Source organism: Streptomyces sp. CB02366 (assembly GCF_001905905.1).
Classification (GTDB): Bacteria; Actinomycetota; Actinomycetes; order Streptomycetales; family Streptomycetaceae; genus Streptomyces.
This window is the reverse complement of the sequence record NZ_LIVT01000006.1, coordinates 211,492-232,079: the sequence shown is the minus strand read 5'-3', so window position 1 is coordinate 232,079 and position 20,588 is coordinate 211,492. Positions and strand designations below refer to the sequence as shown.

At 72.6% G+C, this 20,588-nt stretch carries 15 protein-coding genes; 8 read left to right on the top strand and 7 right to left on the bottom strand.

Features of this window, described 5'->3' with window-relative positions; all coding sequences use genetic code 11:
* Positions 1-38: 38 nt before the first annotated feature.
* Complete coding sequence (locus AMK24_RS20040) at positions 39-1,127, bottom strand: WD40/YVTN/BNR-like repeat-containing protein (protein WP_073770337.1); 1,089 nt, start codon at positions 1,125-1,127, stop codon at positions 39-41.
* Positions 1,128-1,361: 234 nt separating this feature from the next.
* Between AMK24_RS20040 and AMK24_RS20035 the strand changes: the two genes are divergently transcribed.
* From AMK24_RS20035 to AMK24_RS20020, 4 genes are all read left to right on the top strand, one after another.
* Positions 1,362-1,778, top strand: coding sequence for an SsgA family sporulation/cell division regulator (locus AMK24_RS20035; RefSeq protein ID WP_073770336.1), 417 nt, complete (start codon positions 1,362-1,364; stop codon positions 1,776-1,778).
* Positions 1,779-1,985: 207 nt separating this feature from the next.
* Entirely contained in the window at positions 1,986-3,617 is a 1,632-nt protein-coding gene (locus tag AMK24_RS20030; RefSeq protein ID WP_073770169.1) for an ABC-F family ATP-binding cassette domain-containing protein, read from the top strand.
* 67 nt (positions 3,618-3,684) lie between these two features.
* Entirely contained in the window at positions 3,685-6,018 is a 2,334-nt protein-coding gene (locus AMK24_RS20025; protein ID WP_073770168.1) for an ATP-binding cassette domain-containing protein, read from the top strand.
* A gap of 177 nt (positions 6,019-6,195) precedes the next feature.
* Positions 6,196-7,170 (top strand): acyl-ACP desaturase, encoded by a 975-nt coding sequence (locus tag AMK24_RS20020; RefSeq protein WP_073770167.1) that lies wholly within the window; start codon positions 6,196-6,198, stop codon positions 7,168-7,170.
* A 194-nt stretch (positions 7,171-7,364) separates the two neighbouring features.
* On the opposite strand, the gene AMK24_RS20015 is transcribed toward AMK24_RS20020, so the two are convergent.
* The 3 genes from AMK24_RS20015 to AMK24_RS20005 all read right to left on the bottom strand — a co-directional run bounded on the left by AMK24_RS20015 (position 7,365) and on the right by AMK24_RS20005 (position 9,867).
* Entirely contained in the window at positions 7,365-7,619 is a 255-nt protein-coding gene (locus tag AMK24_RS20015; protein ID WP_073770335.1) for a WhiB family transcriptional regulator, read from the bottom strand.
* 62 nt (positions 7,620-7,681) lie between these two features.
* Positions 7,682-8,476: a VOC family protein gene (locus AMK24_RS20010; RefSeq protein ID WP_073770166.1), complete on the bottom strand. Its 795-nt coding sequence runs from the start codon at positions 8,474-8,476 to the stop codon at positions 7,682-7,684.
* Positions 8,477-8,844: 368 nt separating this feature from the next.
* Positions 8,845-9,867, bottom strand: a complete 1,023-nt coding sequence (locus AMK24_RS20005) for a multicopper oxidase domain-containing protein (RefSeq protein WP_073770165.1) — start codon at positions 9,865-9,867, stop codon at positions 8,845-8,847.
* A gap of 272 nt (positions 9,868-10,139) precedes the next feature.
* Between AMK24_RS20005 and AMK24_RS20000 the strand changes: the two genes are divergently transcribed.
* Together AMK24_RS20000 and AMK24_RS19995 are read left to right on the top strand one after the other, a co-directional pair.
* Positions 10,140-12,644, top strand: a complete 2,505-nt coding sequence (locus tag AMK24_RS20000; RefSeq protein WP_242435195.1) for a ThuA domain-containing protein — start codon at positions 10,140-10,142, stop codon at positions 12,642-12,644.
* Between the two features lie 74 nt (positions 12,645-12,718).
* The gene (locus AMK24_RS19995; RefSeq protein ID WP_242435208.1) at positions 12,719-14,878 is read left to right on the top strand and encodes an OmpL47-type beta-barrel domain-containing protein; all 2,160 of its coding nucleotides are present in this window, start codon (positions 12,719-12,721) and stop codon (positions 14,876-14,878) included.
* Between the two features lie 17 nt (positions 14,879-14,895).
* Here the strand turns inward: AMK24_RS19995 and AMK24_RS19990 are convergent, their stop codons facing one another.
* On the bottom strand, positions 14,896-15,963 hold the full coding sequence (locus tag AMK24_RS19990; RefSeq protein ID WP_073770162.1) for a hypothetical protein: 1,068 nt from the start codon (positions 15,961-15,963) through the stop codon (positions 14,896-14,898).
* Positions 15,960-17,003: a non-homologous end-joining DNA ligase gene (ligD, locus tag AMK24_RS19985; RefSeq protein WP_242435194.1), complete on the bottom strand. Its 1,044-nt coding sequence runs from the start codon at positions 17,001-17,003 to the stop codon at positions 15,960-15,962. The genes AMK24_RS19990 and ligD overlap by 4 nt, the downstream gene beginning before the upstream one ends.
* A gap of 76 nt (positions 17,004-17,079) precedes the next feature.
* Here ligD and AMK24_RS19980 point away from each other — a divergent pair, with 76 nt between their 5' ends.
* Both AMK24_RS19980 and ppk2 read left to right on the top strand, forming a co-directional pair.
* Entirely contained in the window at positions 17,080-18,150 is a 1,071-nt protein-coding gene (locus AMK24_RS19980; RefSeq protein ID WP_073770161.1) for an ATP-dependent DNA ligase, read from the top strand.
* A 115-nt stretch (positions 18,151-18,265) separates the two neighbouring features.
* Positions 18,266-19,231 (top strand): polyphosphate kinase 2, encoded by a 966-nt coding sequence (gene ppk2 / locus AMK24_RS19975; RefSeq protein ID WP_073770160.1) that lies wholly within the window; start codon positions 18,266-18,268, stop codon positions 19,229-19,231.
* Between the two features lie 93 nt (positions 19,232-19,324).
* On the opposite strand, the gene AMK24_RS19970 is transcribed toward ppk2, so the two are convergent.
* Positions 19,325-20,587 carry a lytic transglycosylase domain-containing protein gene (locus tag AMK24_RS19970; protein WP_073770159.1) on the bottom strand — a complete coding sequence of 421 codons (1,263 nt, stop codon included), beginning with the start codon at positions 20,585-20,587 and terminating at the stop codon, positions 19,325-19,327.
* Position 20,588 lies beyond the last annotated feature (1 nt).

Here is a 20,588-nt window from a genome sequence, read left to right as displayed (position 1 = left end):
GCCCTCCCGGGCGGACGACGCTTCTTTCGCAACACGTCCTAGAATCCCAGCCGGGCCACCCGTCCCTTCTCGCCCGCCGCCCAGCAGCCCAGGTCCGGGGTGCAGTCGACGGTGTCGTACGAACCGGGGTCGACCGTCCGCCAGGTGCGCCCGCCGTCCAGGGTGAGGTCGGTGCCGGTCGGGCCGACGGCCAGGGCGGCGGTGCGGCTGTGCGGCAGCCAGGCGACGCCGGAGCGGTAGGCGGGCGGCGGCGTGGCCGCCTGCCGCCAGGTCCGGCCGCCGTCCCCGGTCACCGCGGCGGCCCGGGGCGATGGCTGGTCGGCGCGGTAGTCGCCGCCGACCGCGATGCCGTGGCCCCGGTCGCGGAAGGCCACGGCGAAGACGCCGCGCGCCGGATCGCCCGCCGGGAGGGTCGAGGCGCTCGCCGTCCAGGTAAGCCCCCGGTCCCGGGAGTGCAGGACGCGGGCGGTCTCCGCTCCCCCGGTGGTCAGCCAGACGTCCTTCGGACCGGAGCCGACCAGGCACTGGCCGCTCGCGGCGAACCCCGCTTCGCCCGGCAGGGCGGCGGGCATCCCGGCGTTCGGCAGGACCCGCCAGGAGCGGCCGCCGTCCGCCGTGGACAGGAGGCGGAACCTGCCGTCCACCGGGTCGCCCGCGGCGAGGCCGTGCCGGCTGTCGAAGAAGGTCAGGCAGTTGAAGAAGGCGCGCGGGTCGGTGTTGCGGAAGGACTCGGTCCAGGTCGCCCCGCCGTCCTCGGTGCGCAGGACCCGGGACGCCTCGCCCTCGCCGATGGCCAGGGCGACGGCCCGCTTCCCGTCGAACGCCTCGATGTCCCGCAGTTCGAGCTCGGCGGCCCCCGGCGGCGACACGTCGCGCCAGCTCCGGCCGCCGTCGCCGGTGCGCAGGACCGTGCCCTTCGACCCGGCGACCCAGGCGGTGCTGCGGCTGACCGCCGCGAGCCCCCGGAAGCGGGACTCCGTGCCGGTGTCGGTGAGCTTCCAGCCGGGCAGCGGGCCGCGGACGGCGGGCTTCGTGGAGGCCGCCTCCCCGCCGTGGCCCCCCGCAGCGTGCGCGCCCGGCGCGACCAGTGCGGCGGCCAGCGCCGCCCCGCCGGTCACCAGTGCCATCAGCCGTCTCGTGTTCCCCATCGCCTTCATGGCGCAGGAAGCTAGCCCACGGGTTCCGGCGCGTCCAGGGTGCGTCGCCGCCGAGCGGGCAGGAGAGCGGGGGCGCGGAGGCGCGGCGGGACCGGCCGGAACCGGTGACGCAGCTCACGCCGCGCGTCGGTGCACGAAACGAAGGGTTCCGTCGTCTACTCCAGTGCCGGGAACCGTTCACCCAGCAGCGAGAGGGAGCAGGTCTTGTCCAGCGTTATCGAGCAGTCCGTGCAGGCTCGCATGGTCGCGTCCGCCCCGCGGATGGAGACCCTGCCCGCCATGCTCAGCTACGACCGGGAGTACCCCTTCGCCGTCCGCATGGCGTTCCCCGCCCCGGCGACCCTGGAAGGCACCGAGGTCTCCTGGGAGTTCTCCCGCGAGCTGCTGGCCGCCGGGGTGGACGACCCGGCGGGAGAAGGGGACGTGCGGGTGCGGCCGTTCGGGTACGACCGGACCGTGCTGGAGTTCCACGCCCCCGAGGGCATCGCCATGGTCCATGTGCGCACCGAGGAGCTGCGGCGCTTCCTGGAGCGGGCGCGGGAGCTGGTGCCGGAGGGCGAGGAGCACCTGTACCTGGATGTGGACCGGGGCCTGAGCGGCCTGCTGGGCGAGGACCGCTGACCTCGCCGTAAATCCCCTTGCCCGGCCCGCTTCCCGGCCCTGCCTTCGTGACGGTCCCTGTCGTCGTCGATCGGAGTGGGACGTTGCTGATCTGAGGTCCTGTGCACACCGTGCAGCGCCCGCCGCGCCCTGCCGCGGCCCCGGCGCCCGTGTGCGATCTCAGCTGTCAGCCGTCCTCGTCCTCCTCGACGTCCACGGGGGTTCCGCATGCCTGCCGCCACCGCCCATATCAGCTGTACCTCCCTCTCCTTCCGCCACCCCGGCGGCGGCGAGGTCTTCACCGGCCTGGACCTCTCCGTGGGCCCCGGCCGCACCGGGCTCATCGGACTCAACGGGTGCGGCAAGTCCACCCTGTTGCGGCTGATCGCCGGTGAACTCGCCCCGAGTGCCGGGACGGTCAGAATCCGCGGCGAGCTCGGCCATCTCCCGCAGACCGCGGTCCTGGACACCGCGCTGCGGGTCGATCAGGTGCTCGGGATCGCGGACCGGCGCGCGGCGCTGGACGCCGTGGAGTCGGGCGACGTCCGGGCGGAGCACTTCGCGGTGATCGGCGACGACTGGGGCGTCGAGGAGAGGTCCCTCGCCGCTCTGGACGGGCTCGGCCTCGGGCACATCGGGCTCGACCGCACCGTCGGGGAGATGTCGGGCGGCGAGTGCGTCCTGCTGCGGCTGGCCCCCCTGCTGCTGCGCCGGCCCGGGGTGCTGCTGCTGGACGAGCCGACGAACGACCTGGACGCGTACGCCCGTCGCCGCCTGTACGACGCGGTCGACGCCTGGAGCGGCGTACTGCTCGTCGTCAGCCACGACCGTGAGCTGCTGGAGCGGGTGGACCGGATCGCGGACCTGCGCGACGGCTCGGTCACCTGGTACGGCGGGAACCTGTCGGCGTACCAGGAGGCGCTGGCCGTCGAGCAGGAGGCGGCGCGGCGCATGGTGCGCGTCGCCGAATCGGACGTGCAACGGCAGAAGCGCGAACTGTCCGCCGCCCACGTCACGTTGGCCCGCCGCAGGCGCTACGGGCAGAAGATGTGGGACACCAGGCGCGAGCCGAAGGTGGTGATGGGGCAGCGCAAGCGGGCGGCCCAGGTTTCGGCGGGCAAGCACCGCATCCTGCACACGGAGCGGCTGGCGGCGGCCGAGCAGCGCCTGGAGGAGGCGGAGGCGGCGGTGCGGGTGGACGAGGAGATCCGGATCGAGCTGCCGGGCACCCGGGTCCATCCGGGGAGCGAGGTGCTGCTGCTGCGCGATCCGGCGCCGCCGTACGGCCCGCCGCTGCGGGGCGGGTTGACGGTGCGGGGGCCGGAGCGGATCGCGCTGACCGGGCGCAACGGGGCGGGCAAGACGGCGTTGCTGCGGACGATCGCGGGCGAGCTGACACCGCTCTCCGGCGAGGTGCGCACGTCGGTGGCGACGGGGTTCCTGCCGCAGCGGCTGGACGTGCTGGACGACGACGCGTCCGTGGCGCGGAACGTGGCCCGCTCGGCTCCGGACCGTACGGAGAACGCGGTCCGGGCCCGGCTGGCCCGGTTCCTCTTCAAGGGGGCGGCGGCGGACCGTCCGGCGTCGGCCCTGTCGGGCGGCGAGCGGTTCCGGGCGACGCTGGCCATGCTGCTGCTGGCCGATCCGGCGCCCCGCCTGCTCCTGCTCGACGAGCCGACGAACAGCCTCGACCTGGCGAGCGTACGGCGGCTCACCGAGGCGCTGGCGGCGTACGAGGGGGCGCTGATCGTGGCGAGCCACGATGTGCCGTTCCTGGAGTCGATCGGGATCACCCGGTGGCTCCGGCTCGACGGCGGACTGCGGGACACGGGGCCGGGGGCGGTGCGCGAGGGCCGCTGAGCCCGCTGGTGAAACGCCCGGGAAAAGGCGACGGAAGCTGTCGGGTATCCCGCCTAGCGTCGGGGCCATGAACCGCTTTCCCCCGTACGAGCACGGCGCGGAGCCGGCCGCCTCCGGCTCCGCGCACCGCGACATCGTCATCACGGGCGCGCGTGAGAACAATCTGCGCGACGTCTCCCTCCGCATCCCCAAGGGCCGGATCACCGTCTTCACCGGCGTCTCCGGTTCCGGCAAGTCGTCCGTCGTCTTCGACACCGTCGCCGTGGAATCGCAGCGGCAGCTGAACGAGACGTTCACCTCGTTCCTGCGCAACCGGCTGCCGAAGTACGAGCGTCCGCACGTCGAGTCCGTCGAGGACCTGTCGGTGGCCGTCGTGATCGACCAGAAGCCGCTGGGCGGCAACGCCCGTTCCACGGTCGGCACGGCGACGGACATCTGGTCGGTGATCCGGGTGCTGTTCTCCCGGTGCGGGACGCCGAGCGCGGGCGGGGCGACCGCGTACTCGTTCAACGACCCCGCCGGGATGTGCCCGGAGTGCGACGGGGTGGGGCGCACCGTCCACCTGGATCTCGACCGGGCGATCGACTGGTCGAAGTCGCTGAACGAGGGGGCGCTGCTGCTGCCCGGCCTGTCGGTGGGCAGTTGGGAGTGGAGCCTGTACGGCGGGTCCGGGCGCTTCGACAACGACCTGCCGCTGGCCGAGTTCGGCGAGGAGGAGCGCCGGCTGCTGCTGCACGGTTCGGGGTTCACCGTCCGCCTCGACCTGCGGACCGGGTCGGCGGACATGAGGTTCGAGGGCGTCGTGACCCGTTTCGAGCGGCTGTACCTCAAGCGCGACACGGCCTCGCTGTCCGAGAAACGGCGCGAGGCCGCCGCCCGGTTCACCATGGACCGGGTGTGCGGGGCCTGCGGCGGAGCGCGCCTGAACGCGGCGGCGCTCGCCACCCGGATCGACGGGCTCTCGCCCGCCGACTACGGACGGATGGAGGTCTCCGAGCTCATCGGCGTGCTGGAGCGGATCGACGACCCGGTGGGCGGGCCGATCGCGGCCGCCGCCCGGGAGCGGCTGGAGCGGCTGACCGGCATCGGCCTCGGGTACCTGAGTCTGGACCGGGAGACCACGACCCTGTCGGGAGGCGAGGGGCAGCGGCTCAAGATGGTGCGCCACCTGGGCAGTTCGCTCACCGGGCTGACGTTCGTCTTCGACGAGCCGAGCGTCGGCCTGCACCCGCGCGATGTGGGGCGGCTGGGCGATCTGCTGGTACGGCTGCGCGACAAGGGCAACACGGTGCTGGTCGTCGAGCACGACCCGGATGTGATGGCGGTCGCCGACCATGTCGTCGACATGGGGCCGCGAGCCGGCGCCGACGGCGGGCGCGTCGTCTTCGAGGGGCCGTTCGAGGCCCTGCGCGAGGCCGATACGCTCACCGGCCGGTCGCTGCGCCGCCGCACCCCGGTCAAGGAGGCCGTCCGCTCCCCCGCCGGGTGGCTCCCGGTGCGCGGGGCGGACCTGCACAACCTCAAGAATCTGGACGTGGCGTTCCCGGCCGGGGTGCTGACCGCGGTGACGGGGGTGGCCGGGTCGGGCAAGTCGACGCTGGTGTCACGGGTGTTCACGGCGGCCCACCCGGAGGCCGTCGTCATCGACCAGAGCCCGATCGCCGCCTCGTCGCGCTCCACCCCGGCCTCGTACATCGGGGCGCTGGACGCCATCCGCAAGGCGTTCGCCCGGGAGAACGGCGTGGACGCCGGGTTGTTCAGCTTCAACTCCGCCGGCGCGTGCGCCACCTGCTCGGGGCGCGGGGCGGTCTCGACGGACCTGGCGTTCATGGACCCCGTCACCACGGCCTGCCCGGAGTGCGAGGGCCGCAGGTTCCACGACGACGTGCTGAAGCACCGCCTCGCCGGCCGGTCGATCGTGGACGTCCTGGAGATGACAGCGGCACAGGCGGCCGAGGTGTTCGAGGACCGTGCGCTGCTGCGGAAGCTGCGGACGCTCGACGAGGTCGGCCTCACCTACCTGGCGCTCGGGCAGCCGCTGAGCACGCTCTCCGGTGGCGAGCGCCAGCGCATCAAGCTCGCCACCCGGCTGCACCGCACCTCCAGCGTGTATGTGCTGGACGAGCCGACGGCCGGGCTGCACCTGGCGGACACGGGCGCGCTGGTGGATCTGCTGGACCGGCTGGTCGACGCGGGGAACACGGTGATCTGCGTGGAGCACAACCTGGAGGTGGTCAAGCGGGCCGACTGGGTGATCGACCTCGGCCCGGACGGCGGCAAGGGCGGCGGGGAGCTGGTCTTCGCGGGGACGCCCGCCGATCTGCTGGCGCATCCGGCGTCCGTCACGGGCCGGTACCTCCGCCGGGATCCGGGGGCGGGGGCAGCGACGTCCGGCCGCTGAAAGACGGCCTTCCAGGGGCCCTCGACGAACCTTCACACCCCATCCCACCTGCGGCGATCACACTGTGCAGCGGCGCGGCGGCGGGGACGGGCTTGGATTTGGCCTTACGGTCGCCTTAACCTACGGTCACGTAACCTACGAAGCCGTAGGTAATCCTCCCGTCCCCAGGAGCTCCCCGTGACGATCACCTCTCCCCACCTCGGCAGTTCGAAGGCGTGGACCGACGCCCAACTGCTGTACGCGCTGGAGGAGGTGGTGGAGAAGGAACTCAACCGCCATCTCAAGGTCGCCAAGGACTGGATGCCCCACGAGTACGTCCCCTTCTCCGACGGCCGGAACTTCCCCGGCGTCTTCGAGGACGGCGAGGCGTGGGCGGCGGACCAGTCCAAGGTCACCGACATCGGCAAGATCGCCCTCGTGGTGAACCTCCTCACCGAGGACAACCTCCCCAGCTACCACCACGAGATCGCCTCCCTCTTCGGCCGCGACGGCGCCTGGGGCACCTGGGTGCACCGCTGGACCGCCGAGGAGGGCCGCCACGGCATCGTGATGCGCGACTACCTGCTCACCTCGCGCGCCGTGGACCCGGACAAGCTGGAGCAGTTCCGCATGGCGCACATGGCGGAGGGGTTCGAGTCGGACAACCGGCACTCGATGCTGCACTCCGTGGCGTACGTCGCCTTCCAGGAGCTGGCCACCCGCGTCTCGCACCGCAACACCGGCCACCAGTCCGGCGACCCGGTCTGCGACCGGATGCTGGCCCGGATCGCGACCGACGAGAACCTCCACATGGTCTTCTACCGCAACCTCCTGGGCGCCGCCTTCGAGCTGGCCCCGGACCTGACCATGCAGGCCGTGCGCGACGTCGTCGTCAACTTCCGGATGCCCGGACACGGCATGCCGGGCTTCGAGCGGGCCGCCGCGCAGATGGCGATCGGCGAGATCTACAACATGCGCATCCACCACGACGACGTGATCCAGCCCGTGCTGCGCTTCCTGAAGGTCATGGACATCGACGGGCTCGGCCCCGAGGGCGCGAAGGCGCAGGAGGAGCTGGGCCTGTACATGGGCGGGCTGGACAGCGAGGCGTCGAAGTTCGACGAGAAGCTCGCCGCCCGCAAGGCCCGGATGGTGGCGCGCGGCCGCGCCTGACCCGGTTCCTCCGGTGCCCCCACCGGTCTCCGGGCCCCGGCGCACCGCCCCTCGGCGGCCTCCGCGGACGCCCCTTCGCGTACGGCGGCGGAGCGGGGCGGCGGGGGCGGGCGGTGGTGCGGCGGTGGCTCGACGGGGCCGGGCGGACTCCGCCTCCCACGGCGGTCACGGGCCCGGGATGCGGCCGAGAGCGGTCAGTTCCGGTCGCGCCCGTCCCTGCGCAGCCGTTCGCGCTCCTTCTCGGACAGCCCGCCCCAGACGCCGAACCGCTCGTCGTTGGCGAGGGCGTACTCCAGACAGGCCAGCCGCCCTTCGCAGGCGTTGCAGAGCTGTTTGGCCTCGCGGGTCGAACTGCCCGGGGCCGGGAAGAAGAACTCGGGCCCGGCCTGCGCGCACAACGCGGTCTCCTGCCAGGCGAGCGCGTCGTCGGTCACGGTGTTGATCAGCATGGAGCACACGGTGCCCGGTGGCCATAAACAGCCGATCAACGATTCATCAACCCGCCGGTCGGCTACCGCCTCGGCTCGGGCTTCATGACCGCGAGGACCGCCCCGTACGGATCGGCCACGTTGGCCATCCTGCCGACGCCGGGCACCTCCAGCGCGGCCAGTGCCTCCGTGCCGCCGAGCCGCCGGGCCTCGGCCACGGTGGCGTCGACGTCGGCCACGGCGAAGTACGGCAGCCAGTGCGGCCCGCGGGCCGCTTCGGCGGGAACGTCCCCCATCCTGACCAGCCCGCCGAACGACGCGTCCGGGCCCGCCCCGGCCGGGTGGGCCGTGGTGTATGCGGAGTCGGCGCCCTCGATCTCCAGCTCCTCGGTCCCCCAGCCGAACACGCGGTGGTAGAACGCGGCCGCCGCCGGGACGTCGGGGGTGTACAGCTCGGCCCAGAGGAACGAGTTCGGCTCCTGGACCACCCCGAAGCCGGGGTGGTCCTTGGGCTGCCACACCCCGAAGTACGCGCCGGCCGGGTCCGTGAAGCCGCCCATGGAGCCGAAGTCCAGGACGTCCATCGGCTCGAAGGCGGCGCTGCCGCCGGCCCGCTCCACCGCCGCGGCGGTGGCGGCCACGTCCGGTGACTGGAAGGAGACGGACCAGGCGCTCGGCGCCTGGTCCTCGGGCACTGTCATCACCCCGCCGACGTACCGGCCGTCCAGAGTGAACATCCCGTAGCCGCCGACCTCGGGGCCGCCGGGGATCAGGCCCCAGCCGAACAGCTCCCCGTAGAAGGCGGCGGCCCCGTCGAGGTCGGGGGTGCCGAGATCGATCCAGTCGGGCGCTCCGTCGAGGAAGACGGGACTGATCATGGTGTGCTCCTCGGTCGGTCCGGGCCTCCCCGCTCGCCGTGCGGCGGCGGGGCGGTACCTCTCGTTCCGAGTCTCGCACCGGGCGCCGAGGGCCGCAGTCCGCGCGGAGCCGGGCGGGACGCGATCCACCGCCGGGGCCGTGGGGCCCCGCTCCGGCCCTCCCGGCGGGGGCCGCGTCCGGCGGTGATCGCGTCCGTCATGCGGCCAGGTTAGACAGCGCGCGGGGGCCGGGACGAAGCGTTGGACCGGCGCGTCGCCCGTGCGCACCGGATGCGGGCGGGCCGGGCGCGTACGGTCCGGGGGCGCCGGAGGCCCCTGACCGGTCCCGGCCCCTTCCGGAGCGGCCCCGGGGCGCGGGAGGGCGGCGGTCAGTGCTGGTGCGCGCCGGAGCCCGCGGCCTTCTCCCCCGCCTTCCCCTCCGCGCCGCCGGCCGTGCGGTGGTGCGGTTCGTACCCCGGGATCGTGCCGTCCGGTTTCTTGATCAGCAGCAGTCCGGCCATCCCCATGTCGGAGTGGCTCTGGACGTGGCAGTGGTACATCCAGGCGCCCGCCCCCACGCGTTCGCCCGCGATGAACTGGAAGCCGAAGGAGTCGGCGGGTCCGCAGATCTTGTTGTCGATCACCGGGCTGGGGTCGCCGGGACCGGTCAGCAGACCGGTGCGGTTGTCGGCCCAGCGGTGACCGTGGATGTGGAAGGTGTGGTAGTACTCGCCGTGCGTGATCATCACGACTTCGAGCCGGTCGCCCACCGTGGCCTCGAAGTCGACGCTGTCGTGGGCCGCCTTGTTGTTGATCGTCATGTCGTTGAAGACGATGGTGAACGTCCGGTCGGGCAGGATGTCCCCCTTGCGTCGCACGATGACCGGCCCGTAGAGCCCCTTGCGGATGCCGCCGGTGCCGTGGTCCGTGCCGACGACGTGGTCGTGGTAGTGCCAGTAGCCCGCGCTGCCCGGCTCCCAGGTGCCGTCCGCGCGGCGGCCGGGGGCGTGGGTGCGCCAGGTGTACGTCCGGGTGCCGCCGGGCTCGACGTGGCTCCTGTTCATCCGGGTGCCGTCGTTGGCGATGTCGTAGTCCACGCCGTGGACGTGGAGGCTGGCGTCGGCGTCGGTGAGGTTCTCGAAGTCGATGTGGACCGTGTCGCCCTCGTTCAGCTCGATGAGGGGGCCGGGGATGGACGCCCTGCCCTTCTCGAAGCCGTAGCCGAGCTGACCGTCCGGCAACTTCTCGGCGTACACCTTCAGTCGGCGCACCACGCCCCCGGCCGGAGCCGTGCGGGGCGGGATCTCGGCGGAGCTCGCCTCCACCGCACCGAGCGACAACGATGTCACCCCGGTCGCCGCCGCCGCGGCGCCACCGGCCAGCATCCGTCGGCTGAAGGTCCTTCGGTCCATGTCGAACTCCCCACTCCGGTAAGGAAACTGATGGCCCCGCCGTCACGGGGCGAGGGCCGCGGGATCGCCGGAACGGGCCACACCGTAGCCGGGGCGCCTCCGTTTATCCACACCCAGGACAAAGTTCGTTCGATTGCCGCCGTACCTATTGGCGGACCGCGAAAAGAGGTCTAGCTTCGTGCGCTGTCCCGGTGAATCGAGAGGCACCGACGAAGAGCGAGCAAGCCACAGTCACCGAGAGGTGCGGTGACCACAGAGGGGTGGGTGACCACATGCAGCGCGCATCACATCACCGGTCCAGATCGCGACGCGGCCTCGCGGCGGCCGTGGCGGCCGGCGCACTGACCGTGTCCATGCTGGGGTCCGGCGGCCCGGCCAACGCGGACACGTCGCCGGACCGAGCCCTGGTGGAGAAGATGGCGACAACGTTGTCGCTGCCGTCTCCGCCGGGCGCGGCGAGCCAGGTCAAGGTGCTGGTGTTCCACGCGTCGGCGGGCGAGGAGGCCCCCTACACCGACGCCGGGATCGCGGCGATCGAGAAGATCGGACTCTCCGGCCCCGAGGCCCAGCGGTTCACCACCGTGGCCACCGCCGACCCGAGGGTCTTCACCAACGGCAAGCGGCTCGGCTCCTTCCACGCCGTCGTCTTCCTGACCGGCGGGGGCGACGTCCTCGACCCGGCGCAGGAGGCCGGCCTGGAGGCGTACATGGAGGCGGGCGGCGGCTTCCTCGGCATCCACGACGCGGCGCGCACCGAGCCGTACTCCGACTGGTTCACCGGTCTGGTCGGGGCCCGCCCGGCGGCGAAGAGCCCGGCGTCCGTACAGCGGGCCACCGTGGAGATCGGGGACCGGGTCCACCCGGCCACCAAGAACCTGCCGTTGGAGTGGAAACGCCCGGACACGTGGCTGAACTGGACGAAGAACCCGTCCGGTGACGTCCACACCGTGGCGCGCGTACGGGAGTCGACGTACAAGCCGGGCGAGAGCGCCAACGGCTGGGACCACCCGGTCTCCTGGTGCCGCGACTACGACGGCGGCCGGTCCTTCTACACGGCCATGGGCGGTACGGCGGACAGCTTCGCGGAGACCGACTTCCGCGACCATCTGCGCGGCGCCCTCTCCTGGACGAACCGGACCGCGCAGGCCGACTGCAAGGCGACGATCACCTCCAACTACACCGCCGAACGGGTCACCCAGCCCAATCAGCCGGGCCGGAACGACCAGATCGGCGAGCCGCACGGCCTGGTGACCGCCCCGGACGGGCGGGTCTTCTACATCGGGCGCGGCGGGGCCGACAGCTCGGTCCCGGTCGTCACCGACTGGAACGACCCGGACATCGGCAAGGGCAGGGGCGAGATCCACGTCTACGACCCGAAGACCGGGAAGGTCACCCTGGCGGGCGCGCTCGACGTCTTCGGCAACAAGGGCGGCGGCGACGAACTGGTCAAGGTCGAGGAGGGGTTGCTCGGCATCGAGCTGGACCCGGACTTCGCGTCCAACGGGTGGGTGTACCTGCACTACACCCCGCACGCGAAGATCGACCGGGACAAGCGCATGGCGACCCGCCAGGTCTCCCGCTTCACCTTCGACTCCGCGACCGGCAAGCTGGATCCGGCCTCGGAGAAGGTGCTGCTGGGGTGGCCGGTGCAGATCCACAGCTGCTGCCACGCGGGCGGCGGCATGGCGTGGGACTCGGAGGACAACCTGTACATCGCGACCGGCGACAACAACTCCTCCGGGTTCAGCGGTGGTTACTCCGGAAACAACCCGCAGCCGAACTACAAGGGCGTCTCCTTCGCGGACGCTCGGCGCACGGCGGGCAACACCAACAACCTCAACGGGAAGATCCTGCGGATCCACCCGGAGGACGACGGCACGTACACCCTGCCGGAGGGCAACCTCTTCACCGGCGAGGAGCCCGACGAGGGCGGCGGGAAGACGCGCGGCGAGATCTACGTGATGGGCGTGCGCAACCCGGCCCGGATCTCGATCGACCCGGCGACGGACACGCTGTACGCGGGCTGGGTCGGCCCCGACGCGGGCTCGCCGTCCACCACGTGGGGCCCGGCGAAGTACGACACGTTCGCCGCGATCACCAAGGCGGGCAACCACGGCTGGCCGTACTGCATGGGCAACAACCAGCCCTACCGGGACCGCAATCTGCCCGACCCGGCCAAGCCGCTGGGCTGGTACGACTGCGACGCCCCGAAGAACGAGTCGCCGAACAACGACGGCCTGGTCAAGCTGCCGCCGGTGACCCCGAACACCATCTGGTACTCCCCGCAGGGCGGCGGGGTCGACTACCCGCGCGACGCCGACGGCGTACCGAGCTACAAGCCGGAGGAGGGCAGGCAGCTGCTGCCCTGGCTCAAGGGCGGCGGGCAGGCCACAATGAACGGCCCGGTCTACCGCTACGACGCGCGGAGCGAGTCGACCGCCAAGTGGCCGGCCTACTGGGACGGCAAGTGGTTCGTCGGCGACTTCTACGACGACACCCAGCCCCGGCACGCCGTGCTCACCGACCCGAGGACGGTCGGCAAGGGCGGACTGCCCACCCACGCCGAGTCGTTGAAGAAGATCATCCCGGTCGGGGCGGACGGCATCCGCAACCTGATGGACTGGAAGTTCGCCCCGGACGGTTCGCTGTACGTCCTGGACTACGGGCGCGGCTTCTTCACCTCCGACTCCAAGTCCGCGCTGTGGCGCGTGTCGTACAAGGGCGGCGGCGCGACGCCGGCCGCCGCGGATCTCGTCGGAAAGGCGGCGGCGAAGTGAGACACCATCCCTGCCTCGCAGGCGGGCGGCGTCGTCCGCCGAGCTTCTGGGCGGCCCTGCTGGCCTCCCTCCTCATGGTCCTCGGGCTGACCTCGACGGCCGCGTACGGCAAGGGGGACGACGCTCCCCCGGCGACCGCCGCCGATCAGGTGCTGACCTGGACCGCGGGCGACCCGATCGACCGCTATCTGTCCGCGCCGAAGACGGCGGTGGCCGGCAGGGCGACCATCGTCTTCGAGAACAGCACCGCCACCGGGAACACGACGAGCATGCCGCACACGCTGACGTTCAGCGTGTCGGACCCGGAGTTCAACGACGACGTCCAGCTGAACATCCTGGCCAACCCGGGCGACGCCTCGGGCGGCAAGCACAGCGTGGAGGTCACGCTGTCGCCCGGCCGGTACTTCTACCACTGCACCATCCCCGGCCACGGCATGATGCAGGGCATCCTCACCGTCACCGAGGGCAGCGGCGAGGACACCGAGGCCCCAGCCACCTCGGCGAAGGTGGACGGAGACCGCAACGGCGCCGGCGCGTACATCGGCCAGGCCACCGTCACCGTCGAGGCCGCCGACGCCGGCTCCGGCGTGGACACCGTCGAGTACGCGCTCGGCGCGGACGGCGCGTGGCAGCCCTACACCGCCCCCGTCGTGGTGAACACGGTGGGCGACCACACCGTCCGCTACCGCGCCACCGACAAGGCGGGCAACACGGCCGCGGAGAAATCGGTCGACTTCGCGGTCGCCGCGCCGCCGACCGACGACAGGACACCACCGGACACCTCGGCGACCGTCTCGGGCGAGAAGGACGGCGCGGGCGCGTACCTGGGCATGGCGACGGTCACCGTGACCGCGTCCGACACCGGGTCCGGCGTCAACAGCGTCGAGTACGCGCTCGGCGCGGACGGCGCGTGGCAGCCCTACACCGCACCGGTGATGGTCCACGAGCTCGGCGAGCACACGGTCCGCTACCGGGCCGCCGACCGGTCGGGCAACGTGGCGGCCGAGAAGTCCGTCGGCTTCACCGTGGTCGAGCCGCCCTCGCAGGACCGGACGGCTCCGGAGACCTCGGTGACGGTGGAGGGCGACAGGAACAGCGACGGCGCGTTCATCACCAGCGCCAAGGCCGCCGTCACCGCGACCGACGACGACTCGGGCGTGGAGAAGGTCGAGTACAGCCTCGACGGCGGGCCCTACCTGGCCTACACCGCCCCGGTGATCGTGGACCGGGTCGGTTACCACTCGCTCGCCCACCGGGCGACCGACAAGGCGGGCAACACCTCCGAGGCGAAGAAGGTGTCGTTCACCGTCGCGCAGGGCGGCGGGGTTCCCGCCCCGAACTGCGCGGAGTTCGACGAGCGGCACACCGTCTTCGTCGGCACGGTCGACACGGGCGTCCCGAACCGGATCACCCGCAACCGCTGCACGATCAACGAGCTGATCGAGGACGAGAAGGACTGGTCCTCCCACGCGCTGTTCCTCAAGCACGTGGCCTCGGTGATCGACAGGCTGAAGGCCGACGGCGTCATCGACCTGCGCGAGCGCCGGGCGATCTACCGGGCCGCCAAGCAGTCGGGCATCGGCACGCCGGGCCAGGTCGAGGGGTACACCAAACTCTTCGACGGCACGGCGGCCTCGCTCGCCAAGTGGCAGCACGTGGGCGGCGGCGCGTTCGGGCTGAACGAGGAGGAGGGCTCGATCACCAGCTCCACCACCGTGGACGGGATGGGCATGCTCTGGCTGCCGACCCGTGGCTACGGCGACTTCTCGCTGAAGCTCCAGTGGCGGGACGACGCCCCGGGGCCGGGCAACGCCAACGGCGGGGTCTTCGTCCGCTTCCCGAAGGTCCACGACCACCCGGAGGAGCCCCGGCCGGAGTGGGTCGCCATCAAGTACGGCCATGAGATCCAGATCAACGACCGGCCGGACGGCGACATGTACAAGACCGGTTCGGTCTACGGCTTCGACCGCGTGGGGCTCGGCGGCGCCGGGGTCACGCCCAAGGGCGCCTGGAACGACTACGAGATCAGGGTGGTCGACCAGCACTACGAGGTCTACCGCAACGGCGTCCTGATCAACGAGTTCGACAACACCCGCGGTCAGCTCTTCGAGCCGCCGCGGGGCGACGACCCGGGCACCGACGGCCGGCGGTTCGCCTCCGGTTACATCGGGCTCCAGGTGCACGGGGTCTCGGACGTCATCTCCTACCGCGACATCCGGATCCAGGAGCTGTAGGCCGCAGGGAGAAGGGCTCAGGTGGCCGCGGCCGCATGCTCCGGCGTGCGGGCGCGGCCACCGGGGTGCCGGTGCCGCCAGACCCAGAACACCGTGCAGGAGACCAGCGCCCACCCGGCGAGGACCAGGTAGGGGAAGACGAACTGGTGGCCCTGGTAGTAGACGGCGGTGTGCTGGGCGTTGACGGACGCGCCCGGCGGCAGCCAGCGGCCGATGTGGCCGAGCGCGGAGGGCAGCAGCGGCCAGGACACCGCGCCGCCCGAGGACGGGTTGCCGAGCAGCACCATGACGCCCCAGGTGGGGATCATCGCCCAGCGGCCCATCAGGGTGTTGAACATGGTGAAGACCATGCCGGAGGTGAACATCGTGAACGCCAGGATCAGCCAGGACTGGACGAACGGCAGGTCCACCGCCCCCAGCCACCAGTCCACCGCCGCCGCGACGGCGAAGCCGCCGAGCAGGGCGTAGGCGACGGTGAAGGCGATGCGCTCGGCCGGGTTCAGACCGCGGGCGTGCACGCTGAGCTGGATCGCGCCGAGGAAGCCCATGATCACGGCGGCCAGCGAGATGTAGAAGAGGGCGAGGCCGCGCGGATCGCCCCGCTGGAGCGGTTTGACGTCCTCCACCGTGACCTCCGTCCCGGTGGCGTCGCCGACCTCGACGGCCGCCTTGCCGAGGAGTTCGGCCACCGACGCCCCGGACGCCCCGGCCACGTCGAGCGCCACGCCGCCGTCGGAGGCGCGCACGATCGCGAAGACCTTCTGCTCGTCGAGGGCCCGCCGGGCGGCGGCGTCATCCGGATACTCCCGCAGGGCGAGCGAGGCGTGGAGCGCCTTCTCCATCCCGGTGACGAACTCCCGGCCGCCGCGCACCTCGGGCTCGGCGACCAGGGCCGCCGGGATGCGGTGCGGGGTGGGGTTGGCCATGGCGTACGTGTAGGAGCCGGCGAAGAGGCCGGCCGCGGCGGCGACGATCAGGACGAGGACGGTCGCGGGGAGGAAGGGACTGTTCTTGTACGCCTCCCAGCGCTCACGCGGCGACGGAGGACGGCCGTGGGCCCCGTGCCTCTCGCTGCTCCCGCTCACGTCTTCCCGCCGTGGTCGCCCCGGTCGTCATCGTCGTCGTGGCGGGCGCGGCTGGGCTGGACGCGCTTGGGCTCGCCGGGCATCTTCGGGTATTCCGGCGGGTACGGCAGGTCGCCGAGGCCGCGCTCCCTCTCGTCCCGGTCGGCCAGCTCCAGCAGCCCGTCGAGCCGGAACGCCTCCTGGTCCATATCGGCGTGGACGTCGCCCAGTTCGGCGTAACGCACCGGGATCGTGCGGATGTCGAAGTCGCGCGGTTCGACGTCGTCGATCTCCTCCCAGCGCAGCGGGGCGGAGACCGGGGCGTGCGGGAAGGGGCGTACGGAGTAGGCGGAGGCGACGGTGCGGTCGCGGGCGGCCTGGTTGTAGTCGACGAGGATCCGCTGCCTGCGCTCCTCCTTCCACCAGGCGGTCGTCACCCGGTCGGGCATCCGCCGCTCCAGTTCGCGCCCGGCGGCGATGGTGGCGCGCCGCACCTCGGTGAAGGTCCAGGCGGGCTCGATGGGGACGAGGACGTGCATCCCGCGCCCGCCGGAAGTCTTGGGCCAGCCGCGCACCCCGTGGTCCTCCAGGACGGAGCGCAGCTCGTGGGCGGCGGTGACGGCGTCCGCGTAGTCGGTGCCGGGCTGCGGGTCCAGGTCGATGCGCAGTTCGTCGGGGTGATCGGTGTCCCCGGCCCGCACCGGCCAGGGGTGGAAGGTGAGCGTGCCGAGGTTGGCGGCCCAGACGACGGCGGCGAGTTCGGTCGGACAGATCTCGTCGGCGGTCCGCCCGCTGGGGAAGGCGACCCGGGCGGTGGGGATCCACTCCGGGAGGTTCTTCGGGGCGTGCTTCTGGTAGAAGAAGTCTCCCTCGACGCCGTCCACGAAGCGCTGGAGGGTGGTGGGCCGGTGGTTCAGGGCGCGGGTGACGCCGGGCCCCACCGCCAGGAAGTACTCGGCCACGTCCCTCTTGGTGTAGCCCTTCCGGGGGAAGTACACCTTGTCCGGGTTGGACAGCCTCACGGCCCGTCCGCCCACGTCCAGCTCCACCGCTGCTCCCATGACGGTCACGGTAGGCCGGTCGCACATATGCCGCACATCGGGAGACACCGGCCGGTGGGCGGTGAAGAATCGGGTCATGGACCTGCCGGTGATGCCGCCCCTGAAGCCGATGCTGGCCGCGTCGGTGGCGAAGATCCCGCCGGGCATGGCGTACGAGGCGAAGTGGGACGGCTTCCGCACGATCGTCTACCGGGACGGTGACGAGGTCGAGCTCGGCAGCCGTACGGGCAAGTCGCTGACCCGCTACTTCCCCGACGTGGTCGCCGCTGTACGGGAGAGCCTTCCGCCGCGCTGTGTGGTCGACGGGGAGATCGTCATCGCCCATGAGGGGCGGCTCGACTTCGAACGGCTCGCCGAGCGCATCCACCCGGCGGTCTCCCGGGTGCGGACGCTCGCCGAGCTGACCCCGGCGAGCCTGATCGCCTTCGACCTCCTCGCCCTCCACGACGCCTCGCTGCTCGCCTCCCGGCAGGCGGAGCGCCGGGAGGCGCTGGAGGGAGCGCTCGCCGACGCCTCTCCTCCCGTCTTCCTCGCCCCGTCCACCACGGACATCGGCCTCGCCCGGGAATGGTTCGACCGGTACGAGGGGGCCGGGCTCGACGGGATCGTGGCCAAGCCGCTCGACCTCTCCTACCGGCCCGGCACGCGGGCGATGTACAAGATCAAGCACGAGCGGACCGCGGACGTCGTGGTGGCGGGCTACCGCGAGCACAAGAGCGGCCCGGTCGTCGGCTCGCTCCTGCTCGGGCTGTACGACTCCGGCGGCGTCCTCCAGCACGTCGGGGTCTGCGCGGCCTTCCCGATGAAGCGGCGTGCCGAACTGGCCGAGGAGCTGGCCCCGCTGCGCTGCGAGGCCGCCGGCCACCCGTGGGCGGCCTGGGCCGACGCGGCGGCGCACGAGCGGTCCCGGCTGCCGGGGGCGCAGAACCGCTGGTCGGGCGGGAAGGACCAGTCGTGGACGCCTCTGCGCCCGGAGCGGGTCTGCGAGGTGGCGTACGACCACATGGAGGGCGACCGGTTCCGGCACACCGCCCGCTTTTGCCGGTGGCGGCCGGACCGGGTCCCCGCCGGGTGCACGTACGCGCAGTTGGAGGAGGCCGTCTCCTACGACCTGTCCGAGGTGCTTTCGGCGGTCGGCCCCGGGTGAGAGGCATGGACGGCGGACGCGGGGGCACGTTGCGGTGCGGGAGAGGGTCCACCCGCGGCGGGGTGGGCCCTCTCCCGCACCGGTTGACGACGAGGCGGACGGGGAGACCAGGGCGATGACCGAAGGACCGCAGGCCGACCCGGCGGAGCTGCTGAAGGGGCTGACCGTGGACGGCAGCCGGCCCGAGCAGCCCGTCCTGCTGGACGACCGGGGCCGCCCGATCGAGACGTGGCGGGAGAACTATCCGTACGACCGGAAGGTGCGCCGCCGGGAGTACGAGCGGGAGAAGCGGGTCCTCCAGATCGAACTGCTGAAACTCCAGCGCTGGGTCCGGGAGAGCGGGCAGCGGCTGGTGGTCCTGTGCGAGGGCCGTGACGCGGCGGGCAAGGGCGGGACCATCCAGCGGTTCACCGAGCGGCTGAACCCGCGTGGCGCGCGCGTGGTCGCCCTGGAGAAGCCCACCGAGCGCGAGAGCGGCCAGTGGTACTTCCAGCGTTACGTGGCACAGCTCCCGACCGCCGGGGAGATCGTCTTCTTCGACCGCTCCTGGTACAACCGGGCCGGGGTCGAGCGGGTGATGGACTTCTGCACCACCGAGCAGTACGAGCACTTCCTGAAGCAGGCCCCGCAGTTCGAGCGGATGCTGGTCGAGGACGGCGTGCTGCTGGTGAAGTTCTGGTTCTCGGTCTCGCGCGGCGAGCAGCGGACCCGGTTCGCGATCCGGCAGGTCGACCCGGTCCGGCAGTGGAAGCTGTCGCCGACCGACCTGGCCTCGCTGGACCTGTGGGACGAGTACACGACGGCGAAGGTGGAGATGTTCCGGGCCACGGACACCACGTACGCGCCCTGGACCGTGGTGAAGAACAACGACAAGAAGCGCGGCCGGCTGGAGGCCATGCGCAGCCTGTTGTGGCGGTTCGACTACGACAGCAAGGACGAGAAGGCCGTCGGGACGCCGGACCCGCTGATCGTCGGCCCCGCGGACACCCTGCTGGAGCCCGGCGAGGAGCGGACGGACCTCTCGCCCACCCCTCTCGCCGGCCGGGCGGACGGGCCGGGCAACCACCCCGGACGGGGCTGAGGAGGGCGCTGTGCCCGGATGCCGGGGCCGTGCGGTGACGCCGCCCGCCCCCGGCGCCGGGGGCGGGGGCGGGAACTCCGCGTGGCGCCGGGGTCAGGCCGCGGAGCCTTCGGCCGGTGCGCAGGGGTCGCCGGGCTCCGCCCGGCCGGTCGGGGCCTCCTCGGCCGGTGAGGGCTCCGCCGGGGCGGGGGACGGGGTTTCGCCGGGGCAGCCCGGGCCGGTCTCGCCGGGGTCGGGCGGGGTGGTGGGACCGGTCGGGTCCGGGCTCGGGCTCGGGCCCGGCTCGGTGGGCCCCGGGCCGGTCGGATCGGGGCTGGGGCTCGGGGTCGGTTCGGTGGGGCCGGGGCCCGGGTCCGGGGAGCTGGGACTGGGGCTGGGACTCGGGGAGCCGGGCGCCGTGGGCCGGGGACTGGGGGCCGGGCTCGGCGGCTTGGTGGGCTGCGGGCCGACGACGATTCCCCCGCCGCCCTTGCCGGGCGGCTGCGGAGCGCCGGGGCCGACCGGGGCCTTGGGCCGGGTCTTGCCGCCCGGTCCGGGGCTGATCGGGAGGACGCCCTCGCCGTCGGCGACCGGATGGCCGCCGCCGCGGTAGAACTCCAGCCAGGACAGCACCGTCCGCAGATAGGCGTCGGACCGGTTGTAGCTGAGGACCGCCCGGTCCAGGTCGGCGCGGCGGGTCAGGTCGCGGTCCCCCGCGCAGAGGTAGCGGCCCGCGGCGAGCGCCGCGTCGTAGATGTTGTGGGGGTCCTCGCGGCCGTCGCCGTTGCCGTCCGCGCCCCAGTTCGCCCAGGTGGAGGGGATGAACTGCATCGGTCCCACGGCCCGGTCGTAGGTGCGGTCGCCGTCGTACGCCCCGTCGTCGGTGTCCCGGATCAGGGCGAAGCCGTTCCCGTCGAGGGCGGGCCCGAGGATCGGGGAGAGGGTCGTCCCGCGCGCGTCGACCCGCCCGCCGGATGCCTGGCCGGACTCGACCTTGCCGATCGCCGCGAGCAGCTGCCACGGCAGCCCGCACCCCGGGTCGCCGCGGCCCACGGTGGACTCGGCCTTGCGGTAGGCGGCCAGTACGGTGGCCGGGATGCCCGCCTCGGACCAGGCGCGGGCCACGAGCGGATCGGGCTTCTTCCCCGGCTTCAGGGGCGGGGGCGGCTTCGGGGACGGCAGCGGGGGAAGTTCGGTGTGGTACGCGTCGTCGCCCGGCACCTCGCTCCACACGACGTCGCCCGAGGACGCCGCCTTCTCCTGCCGGGGCCCGGGCAGCGGAAGCCCCGGGGCCTGGGACGCGGTCAGGGCGGTCATCGCTGCGAGAGCGGTGGCCGTGGTGCCGAGCCGGTGCCGCACCGTGCGGTTGAAGCTCATG